This window comes from Bordetella genomosp. 9 (assembly GCF_002119725.1).
Classification (GTDB): domain Bacteria; phylum Pseudomonadota; class Gammaproteobacteria; order Burkholderiales; family Burkholderiaceae_B; genus Bordetella_C.
In genome coordinates, this window is sequence record NZ_CP021109.1 from 1,493,508 (window position 1) to 1,509,547 (window position 16,040).

Genomic DNA, 16,040 nt, shown 5'->3' on the forward strand with positions numbered 1-16,040 from the left:
CGGCGGACGTTTCCGGCCCGCGGCGGCGCGAACGCTCAATCGCTATGACTGACACCCAAAAAACCCTGGCCGCGCCCGTCCACGTGAGCGCGATCGCGCCTTACCAGGCGGGCAAGCCCATCGAGGAACTCGCGCGCGAGTTCGGGCTGGACCCGGCCGCCATCGTCAAGCTGGCGTCCAACGAGAATCCGCTGGGCATGCCGGAGTCGGCGCGCGCCGCCATGCTCGCCGCGGCGTCGTCGCTGGGGCGTTATCCGGACCCCAACGGTTTCGATCTGAAGGCGGCGCTTGCCCGCCGCTACGATGTCCCCATGGACTGGATCACGCTGGGCAACGGCTCCAACGACATCCTGGAACTGGTGGCGCTGGCCTTGCTGGAGCAGGGCACTTCGGCGGTCTATGCGCAGCACTCCTTCGCGGTGTACCGCCTGGCGACGCAGGCGCGCGGCGCCCGCCACATCGTCGTGCCGGCGCGCGATTATGGGCATGACCTGGACGCCATGCTGGCCGCGATCCAGGGCGACACGAGGGTCGTGTTCATCGCCAACCCCAACAACCCGACGGGCACTTTCCTCCCCGCGCCCACCATCCAGTCTTTCCTGGAGCAGGTGCGCGAGCGGCACGGGGAACGGGTCGTGGTGGTGCTGGACGAGGCCTACAACGAATACCTGGACCCGGAACTGCGCTTCGACAGCGTGGCATGGGTGCGCAAGTTCCCCAATCTGGTGGTGTCGCGCACTTTCTCCAAGGCCTATGGCCTGGCCGGGCTGCGCGTCGGTTTCGCCACTTCGCAACCGGTGCTGACGGATCTTCTCAATCGCGTTCGCCAGCCGTTCAACGTGAACACGCTGGCCCAGGCCGCCGCCGTGGCGGCCTTGCAGGACCGGGACTTTCTCGAACGCTCGTACCGGGTGAACAAGGAAGGCAAGGCGCAGCTCTGCCAGGCCTTCGATGCCCTCGGGCTGAAGTACGTGCCGAGCTACGGCAATTTCGTGCTGGTGCGCGTGGGCGATGCGCCACGCATCAACCTGGAGCTGCTCAAGCGAGGCGTCATTGTGCGCCCGGTCGCGGGCGACGGCCTGCCCGAGTGGCTGCGCGTCAGCATCGGGCTGCCGCAGGAAAACGCCCGCTTCATCGAAGCGCTGACCGCCATTCTGCAGGCGTCATGATGGCGACGCCGGCGGATGCGCGGAGCGGCGATGCGGCGCCGCCGATCCCCGTGCTGGCCGTCGTCGGCGTTGGGCTGATCGGCGGCTCCTTCGCGGCGGCGCTGCGCCGCGCCGGCTTGGTCGGGCGCGTTCTTGGCGCAGGCCGCAACGGCGCTTCGCTGGCGCGGGCGCGCGAGCTGGGACTGATCGACGACGTCGTAACGGTGGCGCAGGCGGCGGCGCGGGCGGACCTGATCATGCTCGCCGCGCCGGTAGGCAGTTTCGCGGCCGTTCTTGGCGAAATGGGGACGCTGCTCAAGCCGGGCGCCGTCATCACGGACGCAGGCAGCACCAAGGCCGAGGTCGTGCGGCACGCCCGGGCTGCCCTTGGCGCGCGTGTCGGCGCGTTCGTCCCCGGACATCCCATCGCGGGCGCCGAGAAGATAGGTCCTGACGCGGCGGATCCGGATCTTTATACTGGCCGCAACGTGATCCTCACCCCATTGCCGGAAAACGCCGCGGCTGATGTGGACCGGGTGCGCACCGCCTGGGAAGCCTGCGGCGCGCGCGTCCTGGACATGGATGCGGACGAGCATGACAGGGTATTGGCGTCCGTCAGTCACATGCCCCATTTTCTGTCGGCCGTGTACGTGGCGCAGGTTGCACGCAGCGCGGACAGCGCACAGCGTTTGGCCGTGGCCGGCAGCGGGTTTCGCGATTTCACGCGCATTGCCGCCGGCTCGCCGGAAATGTGGCGCGACATTTTCCTGTCGAACCGCCCGGCCATGAAGGCGGAATTGGCGGCAGTCCGCGCGGTGCTGGATGAGGCCGAGCGCGCGCTGGATGCGGGCGATGCCGAGCGGCTGGAAGGCCTGCTGGATGAAGCCGCCCGCTTCCGGCGGGGATGGAAAGCGTAGCGTCAGGCAGCGAGGCGCGCCGCCCGCGGCCGGGGAAGGCCCGCAGCCGCCCGGCGTGAAAGGGCGATGCGGCGGCGCGGAACAAATTGGTGTGCGTAAGGAGAAGGTTTACATGAGCGCAGCTTCTTATCTCGATCTGCCGCGAGCGGGCCGCGCCCGCGGCGCGGTATCGCTGCCGGGCTCCAAAAGCATATCGAACCGGGTGCTTCTGCTCGCGTCGCTGGCGGAAGGCACCACCGAAATCACTGGCCTGCTGGATTCCGACGATACGCGGGTGATGCTCGCAGCGCTGCGCGCCCTGGGCATCGACGTGCGGGCGCAGGGCGGGGACAGCGTGTCGGTGCGGGGAGCCGCGCGGTTCCCGGCTTCTGCGGCCGAGCTTTTCCTGGGCAACGCCGGGACCGCTGTGCGGCCGCTGACGGCCGCCCTGGCCCTGATGGGCGGCGACTATACGGTGTCCGGCGTGCCGCGCATGCACGAACGTCCCATCGGCGATCTGGTGGACGCCCTGCGGGCGCTTGGCGCGACCGTCGATTACACGGGCCGCGAAGGATATCCGCCGCTGCGCATCGGCCGCGGCTCACTGGCCGGCGACGGTACGGTCCGCATGCCCGGCGCGGTCTCCAGCCAGTTCCTGACAGCCATGCTGCTGGCGGCCCCGCTGTACACCCAGGCGCGAGGCACGCCGCTGGTGATCGAAATCGTCGGCGAGCTGATCTCCAAGCCCTATATCGACATCACCTTGAACCTGATGGCGCGTTACGGCGTGACGGTGCAGCGCGACGACTGGGCGCGCTTCACCGTGCCCGCAGGCGCCGCCTATCGCAGCCCCGGCCGCATCGCGGTGGAAGGCGATGCGTCTTCCGCGTCGTATTTCCTGGCGTTGGGCGCCATTGGCGGCGGCCCCGTGCGCGTACAGGGCGTGGGGCGCGACAGCATCCAGGGCGACGTCGCCTTCACCCGCACGTTGGAGGCCATGGGGGCGGACATCCAGGCCGGGCCCGACTGGATCGAGGCGCGCGGCGTCAACGTGGCGCGCGGCGAGCGTTTGCGAGCGTTCGACGCGGACTTCAATCTGATCCCGGATGCCGCCATGACGGCCGCCGCGCTGGCCCTGTTCGCCGACGGCCCCTGCCGGCTGCGCAATATCGGCAGCTGGCGGGTGAAGGAAACGGACCGCATTCACGCGATGCAGACCGAACTGGCCAAACTGGGCGCGCAAGTTGCGTCCGGCGCCGATTGGCTGGAGGTCGTTCCGCCGGGGCCCGGGCAATGGCGCGACGCGGAGATCGGCACCTGGGACGATCACCGGATGGCGATGTCGATGTCGCTGGCCGCCTTCGGCCCGGCGGCGGTGCGCATACTGGACCCCGGTTGCGTAAGCAAGACCTTTCCAACGTATTTCGACGTTTATGCCGGCCTGGTCGGCGGCGAGGAGCGTCCATGATGCAGCCCGAAAGCGCTATGAATTCCCCCGAAAACGACGTCCCGGTCATCGCCATCGACGGACCCACCGCCTCCGGCAAGGGAACGGTCGCGCATGGCGTCGCCAGGCGGCTGGGCTGGGCGGTGCTCGACAGTGGCGCGCTGTACCGCCTGACCGCGCTTGCGGCCCTGGACCGCGGCATTGCCGCCGACGATGAGCCCGCCGTGGCGGAAGTTGCCCGGGCGCTGGCCGCCCGCTTCGAGGGCCCGCACATCTATCTGGACGGCCGCGAGGTCGGCTACGACATCCGGCAGGAACGCGTTGGCAACTACGCTTCCCGGGTCGCGGCCTTCGGTTCGGTGCGCCAGGCCTTGCTGGAGCGCCAGCGCGCCTTTCGCCGGCCTCCGGGCCTGGTCGCCGATGGCCGCGATATGGGGACGGTTGTGTTTCCCGACGCAGCGCTGAAGATATTCCTGGTGGCCGACGTCGCCGCGCGCGCCGAGAGAAGGCGTAAGCAGTTGATGGAAAAGGGGATTTCCGCTAAACTTGACGACCTTCTGCGAGATATGCGCGAGCGCGACGCCCGCGATACCCAGCGTTCCGTGGCGCCGCTCGTGCCCGCCAGCGACGCCCGGGTGTTGGATTCGTCCAAGATGACGGCCCAGGAAACGGTGCAAGCCATACTCGATCTCTGGAATGGTCCGCGCACCGCCGGGCAGCAAAAGCCCGGTGCCGCGGCAGGGTCAGGGAAAGCAAAAGGATTTACCGGTGCCGGCGGGAACATCGCTCCAAGATAGCGGTGCGCTTGCCGGTTGTGTTCCACTCCGCTGGCGCGGGCAAACCGCGTTGGCGTGTATATAACCAGGCCGTTCCGGCCTATGGATTTCAATTCAATGTCTTCCAATCCCTCTACTGCCGTCCTTGAACAAGCCACGGGCGGCGAAAGCTTTGCCGACCTGTTCGCCCAGAGCCTCAAGAACCAGGACATGAAGTCCGGCGAGGTCATCAGCGCCGAAGTCGTTCGCATCGATCACAACTTCGTCGTCGTCAATGCTGGGCTCAAGTCCGAAGCTTTGATTCCGCTGGAAGAATTCCTGAACGACCAGGGCGAACTCGAGGTCAACCCCGGCGACTTCGTCTCGGTGGCCATCGACTCCCTGGAAAACGGCTACGGCGACACCATCCTGTCGCGTGACCGCGCCAAGCGTCTGTCGGCCTGGCTGCAGCTCGAGCAGGCTTTGGAGAACGGCGAACTCGTCACCGGCACCATCACCGGCAAGGTGAAGGGCGGCCTGACCGTCATGACCAACGGCATCCGCGCCTTCCTGCCGGGTTCGCTGGTCGACCTGCGTCCGGTCAAGGACACCACGCCGTACGAAGGCAAGACCCTCGAATTCAAGGTCATCAAGCTCGATCGCAAGCGCAACAACGTCGTGCTGTCGCGCCGCCAGGTGCTGGAAGCCAGCATGGGCGAAGAGCGCCAGAAGCTGCTCGAAACGCTGCACGAAGGCGCGATCGTCAAGGGCGTGGTCAAGAACATCACCGACTACGGCGCGTTCGTCGACCTGGGCGGCATCGATGGTCTGCTGCACATCACCGACATGGCATGGCGCCGCGTGCGTCACCCCTCCGAGGTCCTGCAGGTGGGCCAGGAAGTGGAAGCCAAGGTCCTCAAGTTCGACCAGGAAAAGAGCCGCGTGTCGCTGGGCGTCAAGCAGCTGGGCGAAGACCCCTGGGTCGGTCTGGCCCGCCGCTATCCGCAGGGCACCCGTCTGTTCGGCAAGGTCACCAACCTGACCGACTACGGCGCGTTCGTGGAAGTGGAAGCCGGCATCGAAGGCCTGGTGCACGTCTCCGAAATGGACTGGACCAACAAGAACGTCGACCCGCGCAAGGTGGTGACCCTGGGCGAGGAAGTCGAAGTCATGGTTCTGGAAATCGACGAAGACCGCCGCCGCATCTCGCTGGGCATGAAGCAGTGCCGCCCGAATCCGTGGGAAGAGTTCGCCACGAACTTCAAGCGCGGCGACAAGGTGCAGGGCGCGATCAAGTCCATCACCGACTTCGGCGTGTTCGTCGGTCTGCCCGGCGGCATCGATGGCCTGGTGCACCTGTCCGACCTGTCCTGGACGGAAACCGGCGAAGAAGCCGTGCGCAACTTCAAGAAGGGCGACGAGATCGAAGCCGTGGTTCTGGGCATCGATACCGACAAGGAACGCATCTCGCTGGGCATCAAGCAGCTGGAAGGCGATCCCTTCAACAACTTCGTTGCTACCCATGACAAGGGCGCCGTGGTCCCGGGCACGATCAAGTCGGTCGAACCCAAGGGCGCCGTGGTGACGCTGTCGGTGGACGTGGAAGGCTACCTGCGCGCTTCCGAGATCTCCTCGGGCCGCGTGGAAGATGCTACGACCGTCCTGAACGTCGGCGACAACATCGAAGCCATGATCGTCAACGTCGATCGCAAGACGCGTTCGATCCAGTTGTCCATCAAGGCTCGCGACAACGCCGAAACCGCCGATACGATCGCGCGCATGTCGGAAGCCAGCGCTTCGTCGGGCACCACCAACCTGGGCGCCCTGCTGAAGGCCAAGCTGGACCAACAGCGCAACGACGGTTAAATCGTCGTGACCAAGTCGGAGCTTATCGCCGCCTTGGCGGCCCGCTATCCCCAGCTGGCCGCCCGCGATACCGATTACGCCGTCAAGACGGTGCTCGATGCGATGGCCCAGGCGCTTGCCGCTGGCCAACGCATCGAAATCCGCGGTTTTGGCAGCTTTTCGCTATCGCGGCGGTCGCCCCGCATCGGACGCAATCCGAAGTCGGGCGAGCAGGTGCTGGTGCCGGGCAAGCAGGTGCCGCACTTCAAGGCGGGCAAGGAATTGCGGGAGCGGGTCGATCTGGACGGCAATAACAACGAGGGCGCCCCCTCGTCGAAGTCCTCCTCGTCGGACACCTCCAGCGATACCGTCGAAGCCGCGGTGTCGGGCGTCCGCGCCCACGCGATGCTCTGATCGCGCGGCGGCCATCCGTTGCCGCCGCGCCGGTCCCGCCGGTCTGTCGTTATCCAAGAAGCCGCCTTCATGGCGGCTTTTTTTGGTCGTCACGGAAGGCGCCCGCCGATCGATGGGTCCGGCGCGCTTACAATCTCGATACTGAACCCTCTGGAGCTCGCGTCATGCGCTATCTTGTCTGGGTGCTGCGACTCGCTGTGTTCGTCGCGGTGCTGATGTTCGCGCTCAAGAACACCAACCCCGTCCAGGTCAATTTCTACGGCGACTACATCATGCATGATGTGCCGCTGATCGTCGTCATGCTGGTCACTTTCGTGGTGGGCGCCATCTTCGGTTTGCTGCTGACCGTGCCGGCCTCGATGCGCCGCCGGCGCGAGGCCCTGCGTCTGCGCCGCGAGGTGGAGCGGCTGCAGGCCGCGATGAACAACCAGCCTTCGCAAGCGGGTGACGTGCCGCCCGAAACCATCGCTCCCATGTCGCCCCTGTGATGCGATCGCACCATACTTCCATCGCGCCCGCGGGCGTGTCCGACATCTGCGAGAACGAGCGCCGTGGATTTTGAGCCCTGGTGGTTGATATTCGTCCCATTGCTTTTCGCATTGGGCTGGCTGGCGGCGCGCTTCGATATCCGCCAGATGTTGTCCGAAACGCGCGTGCTGCCCGACTCTTATTTCCGCGGCCTGAATTTCCTCTTGAATGAGGAGCCGGACCGGGCCATCGACGCCTTCGTGGAAGTCGCCAAGCTGGACCCGGAGACGACGGAGCTGCACTTCGCGCTGGGCAGTCTGTTCCGCCGCCGCGGCGAGATGGAACGCGCGATCCGGGTGCACCAGAGCCTGCTGAATCGGGCCGACCTGCCGGCCGCCGAGCGTGAGCATGCGCAGCACGAACTGGCGCAGGATTTCCTGAAAGCCGGCATGCTGGACCGCGCCGAGGCGGGGTTCAATCAATTGCGGGACACGCGTTATTCCCTGCAGGCGTTGCGCTCCCTCATCCGCATCTATGAGTCGGAGCACGATTGGCCGCGTGCCATCGATGCCGTCAAGACGCTGCGCGGGCTGGTCGACGAACCGGTCCCGCAGTTGGTGCACTATCACTGCGAGCTCGCGCAGCAGGCGCTGTCGCAGCAGCCGCCCGACCTGGAAGCCGCCCAGACCGCGCTGGACGCCGCCGACCATGCCGCGAATATCGCCACGGACGCGGGGTCGCCGAGCAAAGGCTCCGAGGTCCGTATCGCCATGCTGCGCGCCCGGCTGGCCGCGGCCGAAGGCGACGCCAAACGCGAACGCCTGCATCTGGAATCCGTGCTGACGGACGCGCCGGACTATGCGGGCCTGGTGGCCGAGGACCTGCTTGAAAGCTACCAGGCCAGCGGCGAGTCCGCGGCCGTACTGGATCTGTTGCAGAAGCAGTACGCCAAGCACCCCTCGCTAGACCTCTTCAACACGGTATTTCGCGAACTGCGCGCGCAGCAGGGCGCGGCGCCGGCCTGGGCGTTCGCCCGTTCCGCCTTGCGGCATCATCCGTCGCTGCTGGGTTTGGACCGCCTGCTGGAGGCCGAACTGGCCGCGCCGGGCGGGGATGGGGAAGTTAGCCCGGTGCCCGGCGCCGACCTGAGCCTGCTGCGCACCCTGATCCACAAACACACCCAGCGGCTGGATCGCTACGCGTGCCGCAACTGCGGTTTTCAGGCCCGCCGCTATTATTGGCAATGTCCCGGTTGCAACGCATGGGAAACCTATGCGCCGCGCCGTCTGGAAGAACTCGAATGAGCGCTTTTCCCGTTGACGCTATTTCCAAGCGCCGCGTCCTGGTCGTCGGCGATGTCATGCTCGACCGCTATTGGTTCGGCGAAGTCGATCGCGTTTCGCCAGAGGCGCCGGTACCGATCGTGCGCGTCGCCCGCCGCGAGGATCGCCTGGGCGGAGCGGCCAACGTGGCGCGCAACGTCGTCGCGCTGGGGGGGCAGGCTACGCTGGTTGGCGTCGTGGGCGCCGACGAGGCTGGCGAACGCATCCGCGCGCTGGCCCATGACGCGGGCATTGCGCCCGGCCTGGTGGCCGACGCGCGCCACCCGACCACGCTGAAGATGCGCGTGCTGGGCAGGCAACAACAGCTGCTGCGCGTGGATTTCGAAGAATCGCCGGGCGCCTCGGCGCTGGACGTCCTTGACGCCGAGTTCGACCGCCAGCTGGAAGGCCATGACGTGGTTGTCCTGTCCGACTATGCAAAGGGCGCGCTCGGACGGGTGCAGAACCTCATCGCCCGCGCCCGCGCAGCCGGCGTTCCCGTGCTGGTGGACCCGAAAGGCGATCATTACGATATCTACCGCGGGGCCACCCTGGTCACGCCGAACCGCGCGGAAATGCAGCAGGCGGTCGGCCGCTGGCGGTCCGAGGACGATCTGGCGCAGCGCGCGCAACAGTTGCGCGAGAAACTGAATCTGGAAGCGCTGCTGGTTACGCGTTCCGAGCAGGGCATGACCCTGTTCACCGACATGGGGCGCGAACATGTCGACGCCCAGGCGCATGAAGTGTTCGACGTGTCCGGCGCCGGCGACACGGTCCTCGCCACCCTGGCGGTGACGCGCGCCGTCGGCATGCCGTGGCCGCAGGCCATGCGCTGGGCGAACCGCGCCGGCGGCGTCGTGGTCGGCAAACTGGGGACGTCCACGGTAAGTGCACAGGAATTGGGAGACCTATCATGATCGTCGTCACCGGAGCGGCAGGCTTCATCGGCAGCAATCTCGTTCGCGGCCTGAACCGGCGCGGCATTCAGGACATCCTGGCGGTGGACGACCTGACCGACGGCGATAAGTTCGTCAATCTGGCGGACTGCCGCATCGCCGACTACATGGATAAGGATGACTTCCGCCGGCTGGTGAACAGCCGCAGCCTGCCCAAACCCGATGCCATTTTTCATCAGGGCGCGTGCTCCGATACCACCGAGCGCAACGGCAAGTACATGATGGACAACAACTACCGCGTCACGCTGGAGTTGTTCGACTATTGCCAATCCGAATGCGTGCCTTTCCTGTACGCGTCGTCGGCGGCGACCTATGGCGGCTCGTCGGTCTACGCGGAAGATCCTGCCAACGAGCGGCCGCTGAATGTCTACGGCTATTCCAAGCTGTTGTTCGACCAGGTGCTGCGCACGCGTCTGCACGCCTTGACCGCCCAGGTCGTCGGCTTGCGGTATTTCAACGTCTATGGGCCGCATGAGCAGCACAAGGGCCGCATGGCCTCCGTAGCGTTTCACAACATGAATCAGTTCCTGGCGGAAGGCCACGTGCGCCTGTTTGCCGGCTGGGACGGCTATCCCGATGGCGGACAGAGCCGCGACTTCATCTCCGTCGATGACGTCGTCGCCGTAAACCTGCATTTCCTGGACAACCCGCAGACCTCCGGCATCTTCAACTGCGGGACCGGACGCGCCCAGCCGTTCAACGACGTGGCGATGGCGGTGGTCAATACGCTGCGCGAAGAACAGGGGCAGCCCGCCTTGCCGCTGGACGAACTGGTCGGCCAGGGCCTGATCCGCTACATCCCCTTCCCGGACGATCTGAAAGGCCGGTATCAAAGCTATACCCAGGCCGACGTCAGCCGGCTGCGCGCCGCCGGGTTCGACCAGCCGATGCGAGACGTGCAGACCGGCGTCGCGGAATACGTGCGTTACTGGCGCGCACGGCCGTAGGCCGTCCGCGCCGCACGCGCGCGGTCCGGATATACGTAGAACCGCGCAGGGACGTTTCCGTTCAGTCTGGTCCTGCCCAGGGCAGCCCTGGGCGATGATGGCCGTGGCGTTTCGACGCTGCGTCTGCAGGCCGCCTTGCCGGCCTGTTTCCGCCATTTTTTCACCGCTGTCCGGAGGCTCCCATGAACCCTTTCCTGCATGATCCCGTGGCGACCGTCCACGCGCCGCCTGTGCGTCTGACCGCGCGGCGTCCGTCCCTGGCACGCGGCGCGCCGCGCTGCCGCAAGCCGCCGCGGCAAGCCAGGTGGCCCCGCGTGCTTGGCCTGATCGCGTTGGCCACGGGGCTTTCCATGGCCGCTTCACCTGCCGGCGCGCTGGATGTGAACACCGCTACGATCGAGCAGTTGCGTGGCGTCCGCGGCCTGGGGCCGAAGACGGCGGAAACCATCGTCAAGGAACGCGAGCGGGGGGGCCGCTACGAGTCCATGGAGGATCTGTCGGACCGCGTGCGCGGCATCGGAATGCGCAAGGCTCAGGCGTTGGAAGCTGCCGGGCTCCGTGTGGAAGGCGTACGCGGGGCAGAGGGCGCGCGCAGCGCGGCCGGGGCAAGTCCGGCAAGCCGCGGTTCCGCGGCGGGGGGACAGGCCAAGGGCGGCGCCCAGCAAGCGGCGGGCGGGCGGCAGGATCGACAGGCGCCCCGCGGCCAGCGCTAGTCATCGCCGCGCCGGCGCGCCTTCCCCCTTGCGCCGGCGCGGCCATCCCCGGCGCCATACATCGGCGGCGTTATAGTTGCAGCATGAAAACCGTCACCTACCCAACCGTTGAGCAGACCGTCGGCAACACGCCGCTGGTGCGGCTCCAGCGCATTCCGGGCGCCGACAATGCCGCGCGCGGCAACGTCATCCTGGCCAAGCTCGAAGGCAACAACCCGGCTGGATCGGTCAAGGACCGGCCCGCCCTGTCCATGATCCGCCAAGCCGAGGCGCGCGGCGAAATCAAGCCGGGCGACACCCTGATCGAAGCCACCAGCGGCAACACCGGCATCGCGCTGGCCATGGTGGCCGCGATGCGCGGCTATCGCATGATCCTCATCATGCCGGACAACCTTTCGGTGGAACGGCGCGCCGCGATGACGGCGTATGGGGCGCAGCTGATCCTGACGCCGGCCGATAAAGGCGGCATGGAATACGCCCGCGACCTGGCCATGGCGATGCAGAGCGAAGGCAAGGGTAAAGTCCTGGACCAGTTCGCCAACCCCGACAACCCGCGCGCACATATCGAAGGGACCGGCCCCGAGCTGTGGGCGCAGACCGATGGCACGATCACGCATTTCGTCAGCGCGATGGGGACCACGGGGACCATCATGGGCGTGTCCACGTATCTGAAATCGCGCAATCCGGCGATCCAGGTCATCGGCGCGCAGCCCGAGGAAGGGTCGCAGATACCCGGCATACGCAAGTGGCCCGAAGCGTATCTTCCGGCCATTTTCGACCGCGACCGCGTGGACGCCTACGAGTACATCCTGCAGGCCGACGCCGAAGCCATGGCACGCCGGCTGGCTGCCGAAGAGGGCATCTTCGCCGGCATTTCCTCCGCGGGCGCCCTGATCGCCGCGCTGCGCGTGGCCTCCCGGGTAGAAAACGCCACAATCGTCTTTATCGTGTGCGACCGCGGCGATCGCTATCTTTCCACCGGCGTGTTCAACTGAGCGGGGCGGGCGGCCACGGCCCGCATCCTCGCCTGTATGGCTGCCGCCAGGTCGGCCACCGAGGCCGCGTAGAAATAGCTGCGGTTGTATTGGGTCACGGCGAAGAAGTTCACCGTGGCCGTGCGGTATTCCGCCGTGCCGGCGGATTCCTCCGGCAGGTCGATGACGCCCAGCATGCCCGACTGCCAGCTGACGTCGCCGGTCGCCATTGGCGAGGGTATGGCCGTAGCGCCCGCGGCCTGCAACTGCGGCCATGTCCGTGTCGGCGCCAGGCCGCCATCGACCAGCCGTGCGGCGTCCGCCGGCAGTGCGACCGGCGCGAAGATCGGGCGTCCCCGCTCCCAGCCATGCTGCATCAGGAAGTTGCCCACGGACAAAATGGCGTCGCGCGGGCTGTTGGCCAGATCGATATGGCCGTCGGCATCGCCGTCCACGGCATAGCGCATGATGCTGCCCGGCATGAACTGCGGCATGCCAATGGCGCCGGCGTAGGAACCCAGCGTCTGCAGGCTCAGCTTTCCTTGCAGCACCAGCGTCAGGAAATCCGCCAATTGCCCCTGGAACATTTGCGCCCGTTCCGGCTTGTTGGGATCCGGATAATCGAAGGCCAGGGTCGACAGCGCGTCCAGCACGCGGAAGCTGCCCATGTTGCGGCCGTACAGCGTTTCGACCCCGATGATCGCCACGATGATGGATGCGGGAACGCCGTAGCGCTGCTGCGCCAGTTCCAGGGTGTCGGCGTTTTCCTGCCAGAACGCCATCCCCCAGCCGATACGCTTGGGCTCGACGACGCGCGACCGGTAGGTCAGCCAGCTTCGGGAAATCTTGCGTCCCGGCGCCGGCGCGATCAGCCGCGCCACCGTGGGGCTGAAGCGGGCGTCGGCCAACGCGCCGCTGAGCTGCGAGGCCGGCAGGCCGCGCTCCGTGGCGAGTTGCTGAATGAAGGCCTGCACGTCCGGCCGCATGCGGCCGTCCGGGGTCGTTACGGCCGACCGCTGCTCATCGGCGGCCGCAGCGTCGCCTTCGCTGCCTATCGTCGAGGCCGCGCCCTGGTCGGGCGGCGGGCCGATGCGGATGCGGGGCACGGAGGCGTCCGGAACAGAGGGGGCGGGAGCGTTGGGACCGGCGGCCAGCGCCGAGGCGCCGGGGCTGTGTTGAGCGGTGGAGCAGCCGGCCAGCAGGGCCGCCATGATGCCAAGTTGCAGTAAGCGCCGACAGGTGAACATAATCTTCCTATGGAGACCCTGTATCTTACCCACCCGTCCTGCCGGCTGCATGAGATGGGCGAGTGGCATCCGGAATGTCCGCAGAGACTCGATGCCATATCCGACCAGCTGCTGGCGAGCGGCATCATGTCGTATCTGGACGTGCGCGAGGCGCGGCCCGCGCCGCGCGAGGCGTTGCTGCGCGCGCATAGCGCGGCATACGTGGACGCGCTGGCGCAGCGCACGCCGGCGCAGGGCTATCGCGCCCTGGACCCCGACACCCTGATGAACGCGCATTCCTACGAGGCTGCGCTGCATGCGGCGGGGGCGGGCCTGCAGGCCGTCGATGCCGTCATGGCCGGAGGGGCCGCTACGGCGTTCTGCGCGGTCCGGCCGCCGGGGCACCATGCCTGCCGCGATCGCGCAATGGGGTTCTGCCTGTTCAACAACGTTGCGATCGCCGCCTATCACGCCATGGCGCAACACCGGGTGGAGCGGGTGGCGATCATCGACTTCGACGTGCATCACGGCAATGGCACCGAAGAAATTTTCGCCGGCGATGCCCGTGTCCTGATGTGCGGCATATTCCAACATCCGTTCTACCCTTACAGCGGCGCGGAGAGCGCAGCGGAAAACATGGTCAACGTACCGGTGCCGGCCTATACGGGCGGCGCCGCCGTGCGCGACATCGTGACGCAACGCTGGCTGCCCCGGCTGGAGGCCCACCGGCCGCAGCTCATCCTGGTGTCGGCCGGGTTCGACGCCCACCGCGAGGACGACCTGGGTCAGTTGGGCCTGGTCGAGGCCGACTTCGCCTGGATGACCGAACAGATCATGCAAACGGCGCAGCGTCACGCCAACGGCCGTGTCGTCAGCATGCTGGAAGGCGGCTACGATCTTTCCGCCTTGGGCCGCAGCGTGGTGGCGCATATCCGCGCACTCGCCAGCCTGTGAGTCCACTCCGTGGACTCGGTGCGGGCGGGGCGCCAGGCCGAGGTTGTAGAATCAGGCGATTCCAAAGGATCGCGCGGCCCGCCGCGCCGTTCGATTGCTCGAAGACTCAATTATTTGTGGAGGCTGCTGGATGAAGGTCCTGGTACCGGTCAAACGCGTGGTGGACTACAACGTCAAGGTGCGCGTCAAATCCGATCAAACGGGTGTGGACATCGCCAACGTAAAGATGTCGATGAACCCGTTCGACGAAATCGCCGTGGAAGAGGCCACCCGGCTGAAGGAAAACGGCAAGGCCACCGAAGTCGTGGCCGTATCGTGCGGGGTGGCGCAATGCCAGGAAACGCTGCGTACCGCGATGGCCATCGGCGCGGACCGCGGCATCCTCGTGCAGACGGACGCCGAGCTGCAGCCCCTTGCGGTCGCGAAGCTGCTCAAGGCCCTGGTCGACAAGGAACAGCCGCAATTGGTCATCCTGGGCAAGCAGGCCATCGATGACGATGCCAACCAGACCGGCCAGATGCTCGCCGCGCTGCTGGACTGGCCGCAAGCCACCTTCGCCAGCAAGATTGAAATCGCCGACGGCAAGGCCACCGTCACGCGCGAAGTCGACGGGGGTTTGGAGACGGTCGCGCTGAAGCTGCCGGCCATCATCACCACCGATCTGCGCCTGAATGAGCCGCGCTACGTCACGCTGCCCAACATCATGAAGGCCAAGAAGAAGACCCTGGACACCTTCACGCCCCAGGACCTGGGCGTGGATCCCGCTCCGCGGCTGAAGACGCTGAAGGTCACCGAGCCGCCCGCGCGCAAGGCGGGCGTCAAGGTGCCCGATGTGGCGACCTTGGTGGACAAACTGAAGAACGAAGCGAAGGTGGTCTGACTATGACGATTCTGGTTATTGCCGAACACGACAACGCCCAGTTGAAGGGCGCGACGCTGAATACCGTGGCAGCCGCCGCCAAGCTGGGCGGTGAGATCCATGTCCTGGTCGCAGGCAGCGGCGCGCAAGCGGTGGCCGACGAAGCGGCGCGCGCGGCGGGCGTGTCCAAGGTGCTGCTGGCCGATGCGCCGCACCTGGCCGATGGCCTGGCGGAAAACCTTTCGGCGCAGGTGCTGGCCGTGGCCCAGAACTACAGCCACATCCTGTTTCCGGCGACGGCCTCCGGCAAGAACGTTGCGCCGCGGGTCGCCGCCAAGCTCGACGTCGCCCAGATTTCCGATATTTCGGGCATCGAATCGGCGGACACCTTCCAGCGCCCGATCTATGCGGGCAACGCGATCGCCACCGTGCAGTCGGCCGATCCCATCAAGGTCATCACCGTCCGTACCACCGCGTTCGACGCCGCGCCGTCGCAAGGCGGATCGGCGCAGGTCGAGACCGTTGCGCCGGTAGCGGACGCCGGCATCTCGTCCTTCGTGGGCCGTGAAGTCGCCAAAAGCGATCGCCCCGAACTCGCCGGCGCACGCGTCGTCGTCTCCGGCGGCCGCGGCATGGGCAGCGCCGAAAACTTCAAGATCCTCGATCCTCTGGCCGACAAGCTCGGCGCCGCGCTGGGCGCGTCGCGCGCGGCGGTGGACGCCGGCTACGCCCCCAACGATTGGCAGGTCGGCCAGACCGGCAAGATCGTCGCCCCGCAACTCTACGTCGCGGTCGGCATCTCCGGCGCCATCCAGCACCTGGCCGGGATGAAGGACTCGAAGGTTATCGTCGCCATCAACAAGGACCCGGAAGCCCCCATCTTCGGCGTGGCCGATTACGGCCTGGTGGGAGACCTGTTCCAGGTCGTGCCGGAGCTCGCCAGCGCGCTCTGATCCGCGTCACGGGCGCGCGCTCGGAAGGCGCGAATTGACGGCCGTCCCGAAGGGACGGCCGTTTTGCTTTGAAGCGCCCCTGCAGCGCCGCATGCAAGACCATACAAGCCCTGATGGCGCTCCCCCGCCAAACTGGTATGGTCGACGGGCGGCTCGGATCCGG

At 66.9% G+C, this 16,040-nt stretch carries 15 protein-coding genes and 1 pseudogene; 15 read left to right on the top strand and 1 reads right to left on the bottom strand.

The features are described from left to right. Positions 1-44 precede the first annotated feature (44 nt). From hisC to cysM, 12 genes and pseudogenes are all read left to right on the top strand, one after another. The gene (hisC, locus tag CAL13_RS06890) at positions 45-1,169 is read left to right on the top strand and encodes a histidinol-phosphate transaminase (protein WP_086071910.1); all 1,125 of its coding nucleotides are present in this window, start codon (positions 45-47) and stop codon (positions 1,167-1,169) included. Then, the gene (locus CAL13_RS06895) at positions 1,166-2,065 is read left to right on the top strand and encodes a prephenate dehydrogenase (protein ID WP_232467785.1); all 900 of its coding nucleotides are present in this window, start codon (positions 1,166-1,168) and stop codon (positions 2,063-2,065) included. Before hisC ends, CAL13_RS06895 begins: the two co-directional genes overlap by 4 nt. Positions 2,066-2,177: 112 nt before the next feature. Continuing rightward, a complete protein-coding gene (gene aroA, locus CAL13_RS06900; RefSeq protein ID WP_086071912.1) occupies positions 2,178-3,512 on the top strand; it encodes a 3-phosphoshikimate 1-carboxyvinyltransferase in 1,335 nt (444 codons plus the stop codon). A 17-nt stretch (positions 3,513-3,529) separates the two neighbouring features. Further along, a pseudogene (gene cmk / locus CAL13_RS06905) lies at positions 3,530-4,186 on the top strand ((d)CMP kinase); the annotation flags it as partial. A 183-nt stretch (positions 4,187-4,369) separates the two neighbouring features. After that, positions 4,370-6,112: a 30S ribosomal protein S1 gene (gene rpsA, locus CAL13_RS06910; RefSeq protein ID WP_086056749.1), complete on the top strand. Its 1,743-nt coding sequence runs from the start codon at positions 4,370-4,372 to the stop codon at positions 6,110-6,112. Positions 6,113-6,118: 6 nt separating this feature from the next. Beyond that, on the top strand, positions 6,119-6,505 hold the full coding sequence (locus CAL13_RS06915) for an integration host factor subunit beta (RefSeq protein ID WP_232462542.1): 387 nt from the start codon (positions 6,119-6,121) through the stop codon (positions 6,503-6,505). A gap of 164 nt (positions 6,506-6,669) precedes the next feature. Then, positions 6,670-6,993 (top strand): LapA family protein, encoded by a 324-nt coding sequence (locus CAL13_RS06920; RefSeq protein ID WP_086056750.1) that lies wholly within the window; start codon positions 6,670-6,672, stop codon positions 6,991-6,993. A 63-nt stretch (positions 6,994-7,056) separates the two neighbouring features. Next, positions 7,057-8,277 carry a lipopolysaccharide assembly protein LapB gene (gene lapB, locus CAL13_RS06925; protein WP_086056751.1) on the top strand — a complete coding sequence of 407 codons (1,221 nt, stop codon included), beginning with the start codon at positions 7,057-7,059 and terminating at the stop codon, positions 8,275-8,277. Beyond that, a complete protein-coding gene (gene rfaE1, locus CAL13_RS06930) occupies positions 8,274-9,212 on the top strand; it encodes a D-glycero-beta-D-manno-heptose-7-phosphate kinase (RefSeq protein WP_086071913.1) in 939 nt (312 codons plus the stop codon). The genes lapB and rfaE1 overlap by 4 nt, the downstream gene beginning before the upstream one ends. Beyond that, a complete protein-coding gene (gene rfaD, locus CAL13_RS06935; RefSeq protein WP_086056753.1) occupies positions 9,209-10,198 on the top strand; it encodes an ADP-glyceromanno-heptose 6-epimerase in 990 nt (329 codons plus the stop codon). The genes rfaE1 and rfaD overlap by 4 nt, the downstream gene beginning before the upstream one ends. A 182-nt stretch (positions 10,199-10,380) precedes the next feature. Next, positions 10,381-10,911 carry a ComEA family DNA-binding protein gene (locus CAL13_RS06940; protein WP_086071914.1) on the top strand — a complete coding sequence of 177 codons (531 nt, stop codon included), beginning with the start codon at positions 10,381-10,383 and terminating at the stop codon, positions 10,909-10,911. A gap of 83 nt (positions 10,912-10,994) precedes the next feature. Continuing rightward, positions 10,995-11,906, top strand: coding sequence for a cysteine synthase CysM (gene cysM / locus CAL13_RS06945; RefSeq protein WP_086071915.1), 912 nt, complete (start codon positions 10,995-10,997; stop codon positions 11,904-11,906). Here the strand turns inward: cysM and mltB are convergent. Continuing rightward, on the bottom strand, positions 11,879-13,132 hold the full coding sequence (gene mltB, locus CAL13_RS06950) for a lytic murein transglycosylase B (protein WP_086056756.1): 1,254 nt from the start codon (positions 13,130-13,132) through the stop codon (positions 11,879-11,881). The two genes, cysM and mltB, sit on opposite strands and share 28 nt — an antisense overlap. A gap of 9 nt (positions 13,133-13,141) precedes the next feature. Here mltB and CAL13_RS06955 point away from each other — a divergent pair, with 9 nt between their 5' ends. The 3 genes from CAL13_RS06955 (at position 13,142) to CAL13_RS06965 (ending at position 15,877) form a co-directional block, all read left to right on the top strand. Next, the gene (locus CAL13_RS06955) at positions 13,142-14,065 is read left to right on the top strand and encodes a histone deacetylase family protein (RefSeq protein WP_086071916.1); all 924 of its coding nucleotides are present in this window, start codon (positions 13,142-13,144) and stop codon (positions 14,063-14,065) included. A gap of 130 nt (positions 14,066-14,195) precedes the next feature. Then, the gene (locus tag CAL13_RS06960; protein ID WP_086056758.1) at positions 14,196-14,945 is read left to right on the top strand and encodes an electron transfer flavoprotein subunit beta/FixA family protein; all 750 of its coding nucleotides are present in this window, start codon (positions 14,196-14,198) and stop codon (positions 14,943-14,945) included. A 2-nt stretch (positions 14,946-14,947) separates the two neighbouring features. Further along, positions 14,948-15,877 (top strand): electron transfer flavoprotein subunit alpha/FixB family protein, encoded by a 930-nt coding sequence (locus tag CAL13_RS06965; RefSeq protein ID WP_086071917.1) that lies wholly within the window; start codon positions 14,948-14,950, stop codon positions 15,875-15,877. Positions 15,878-16,040: the final 163 nt, after the last annotated feature.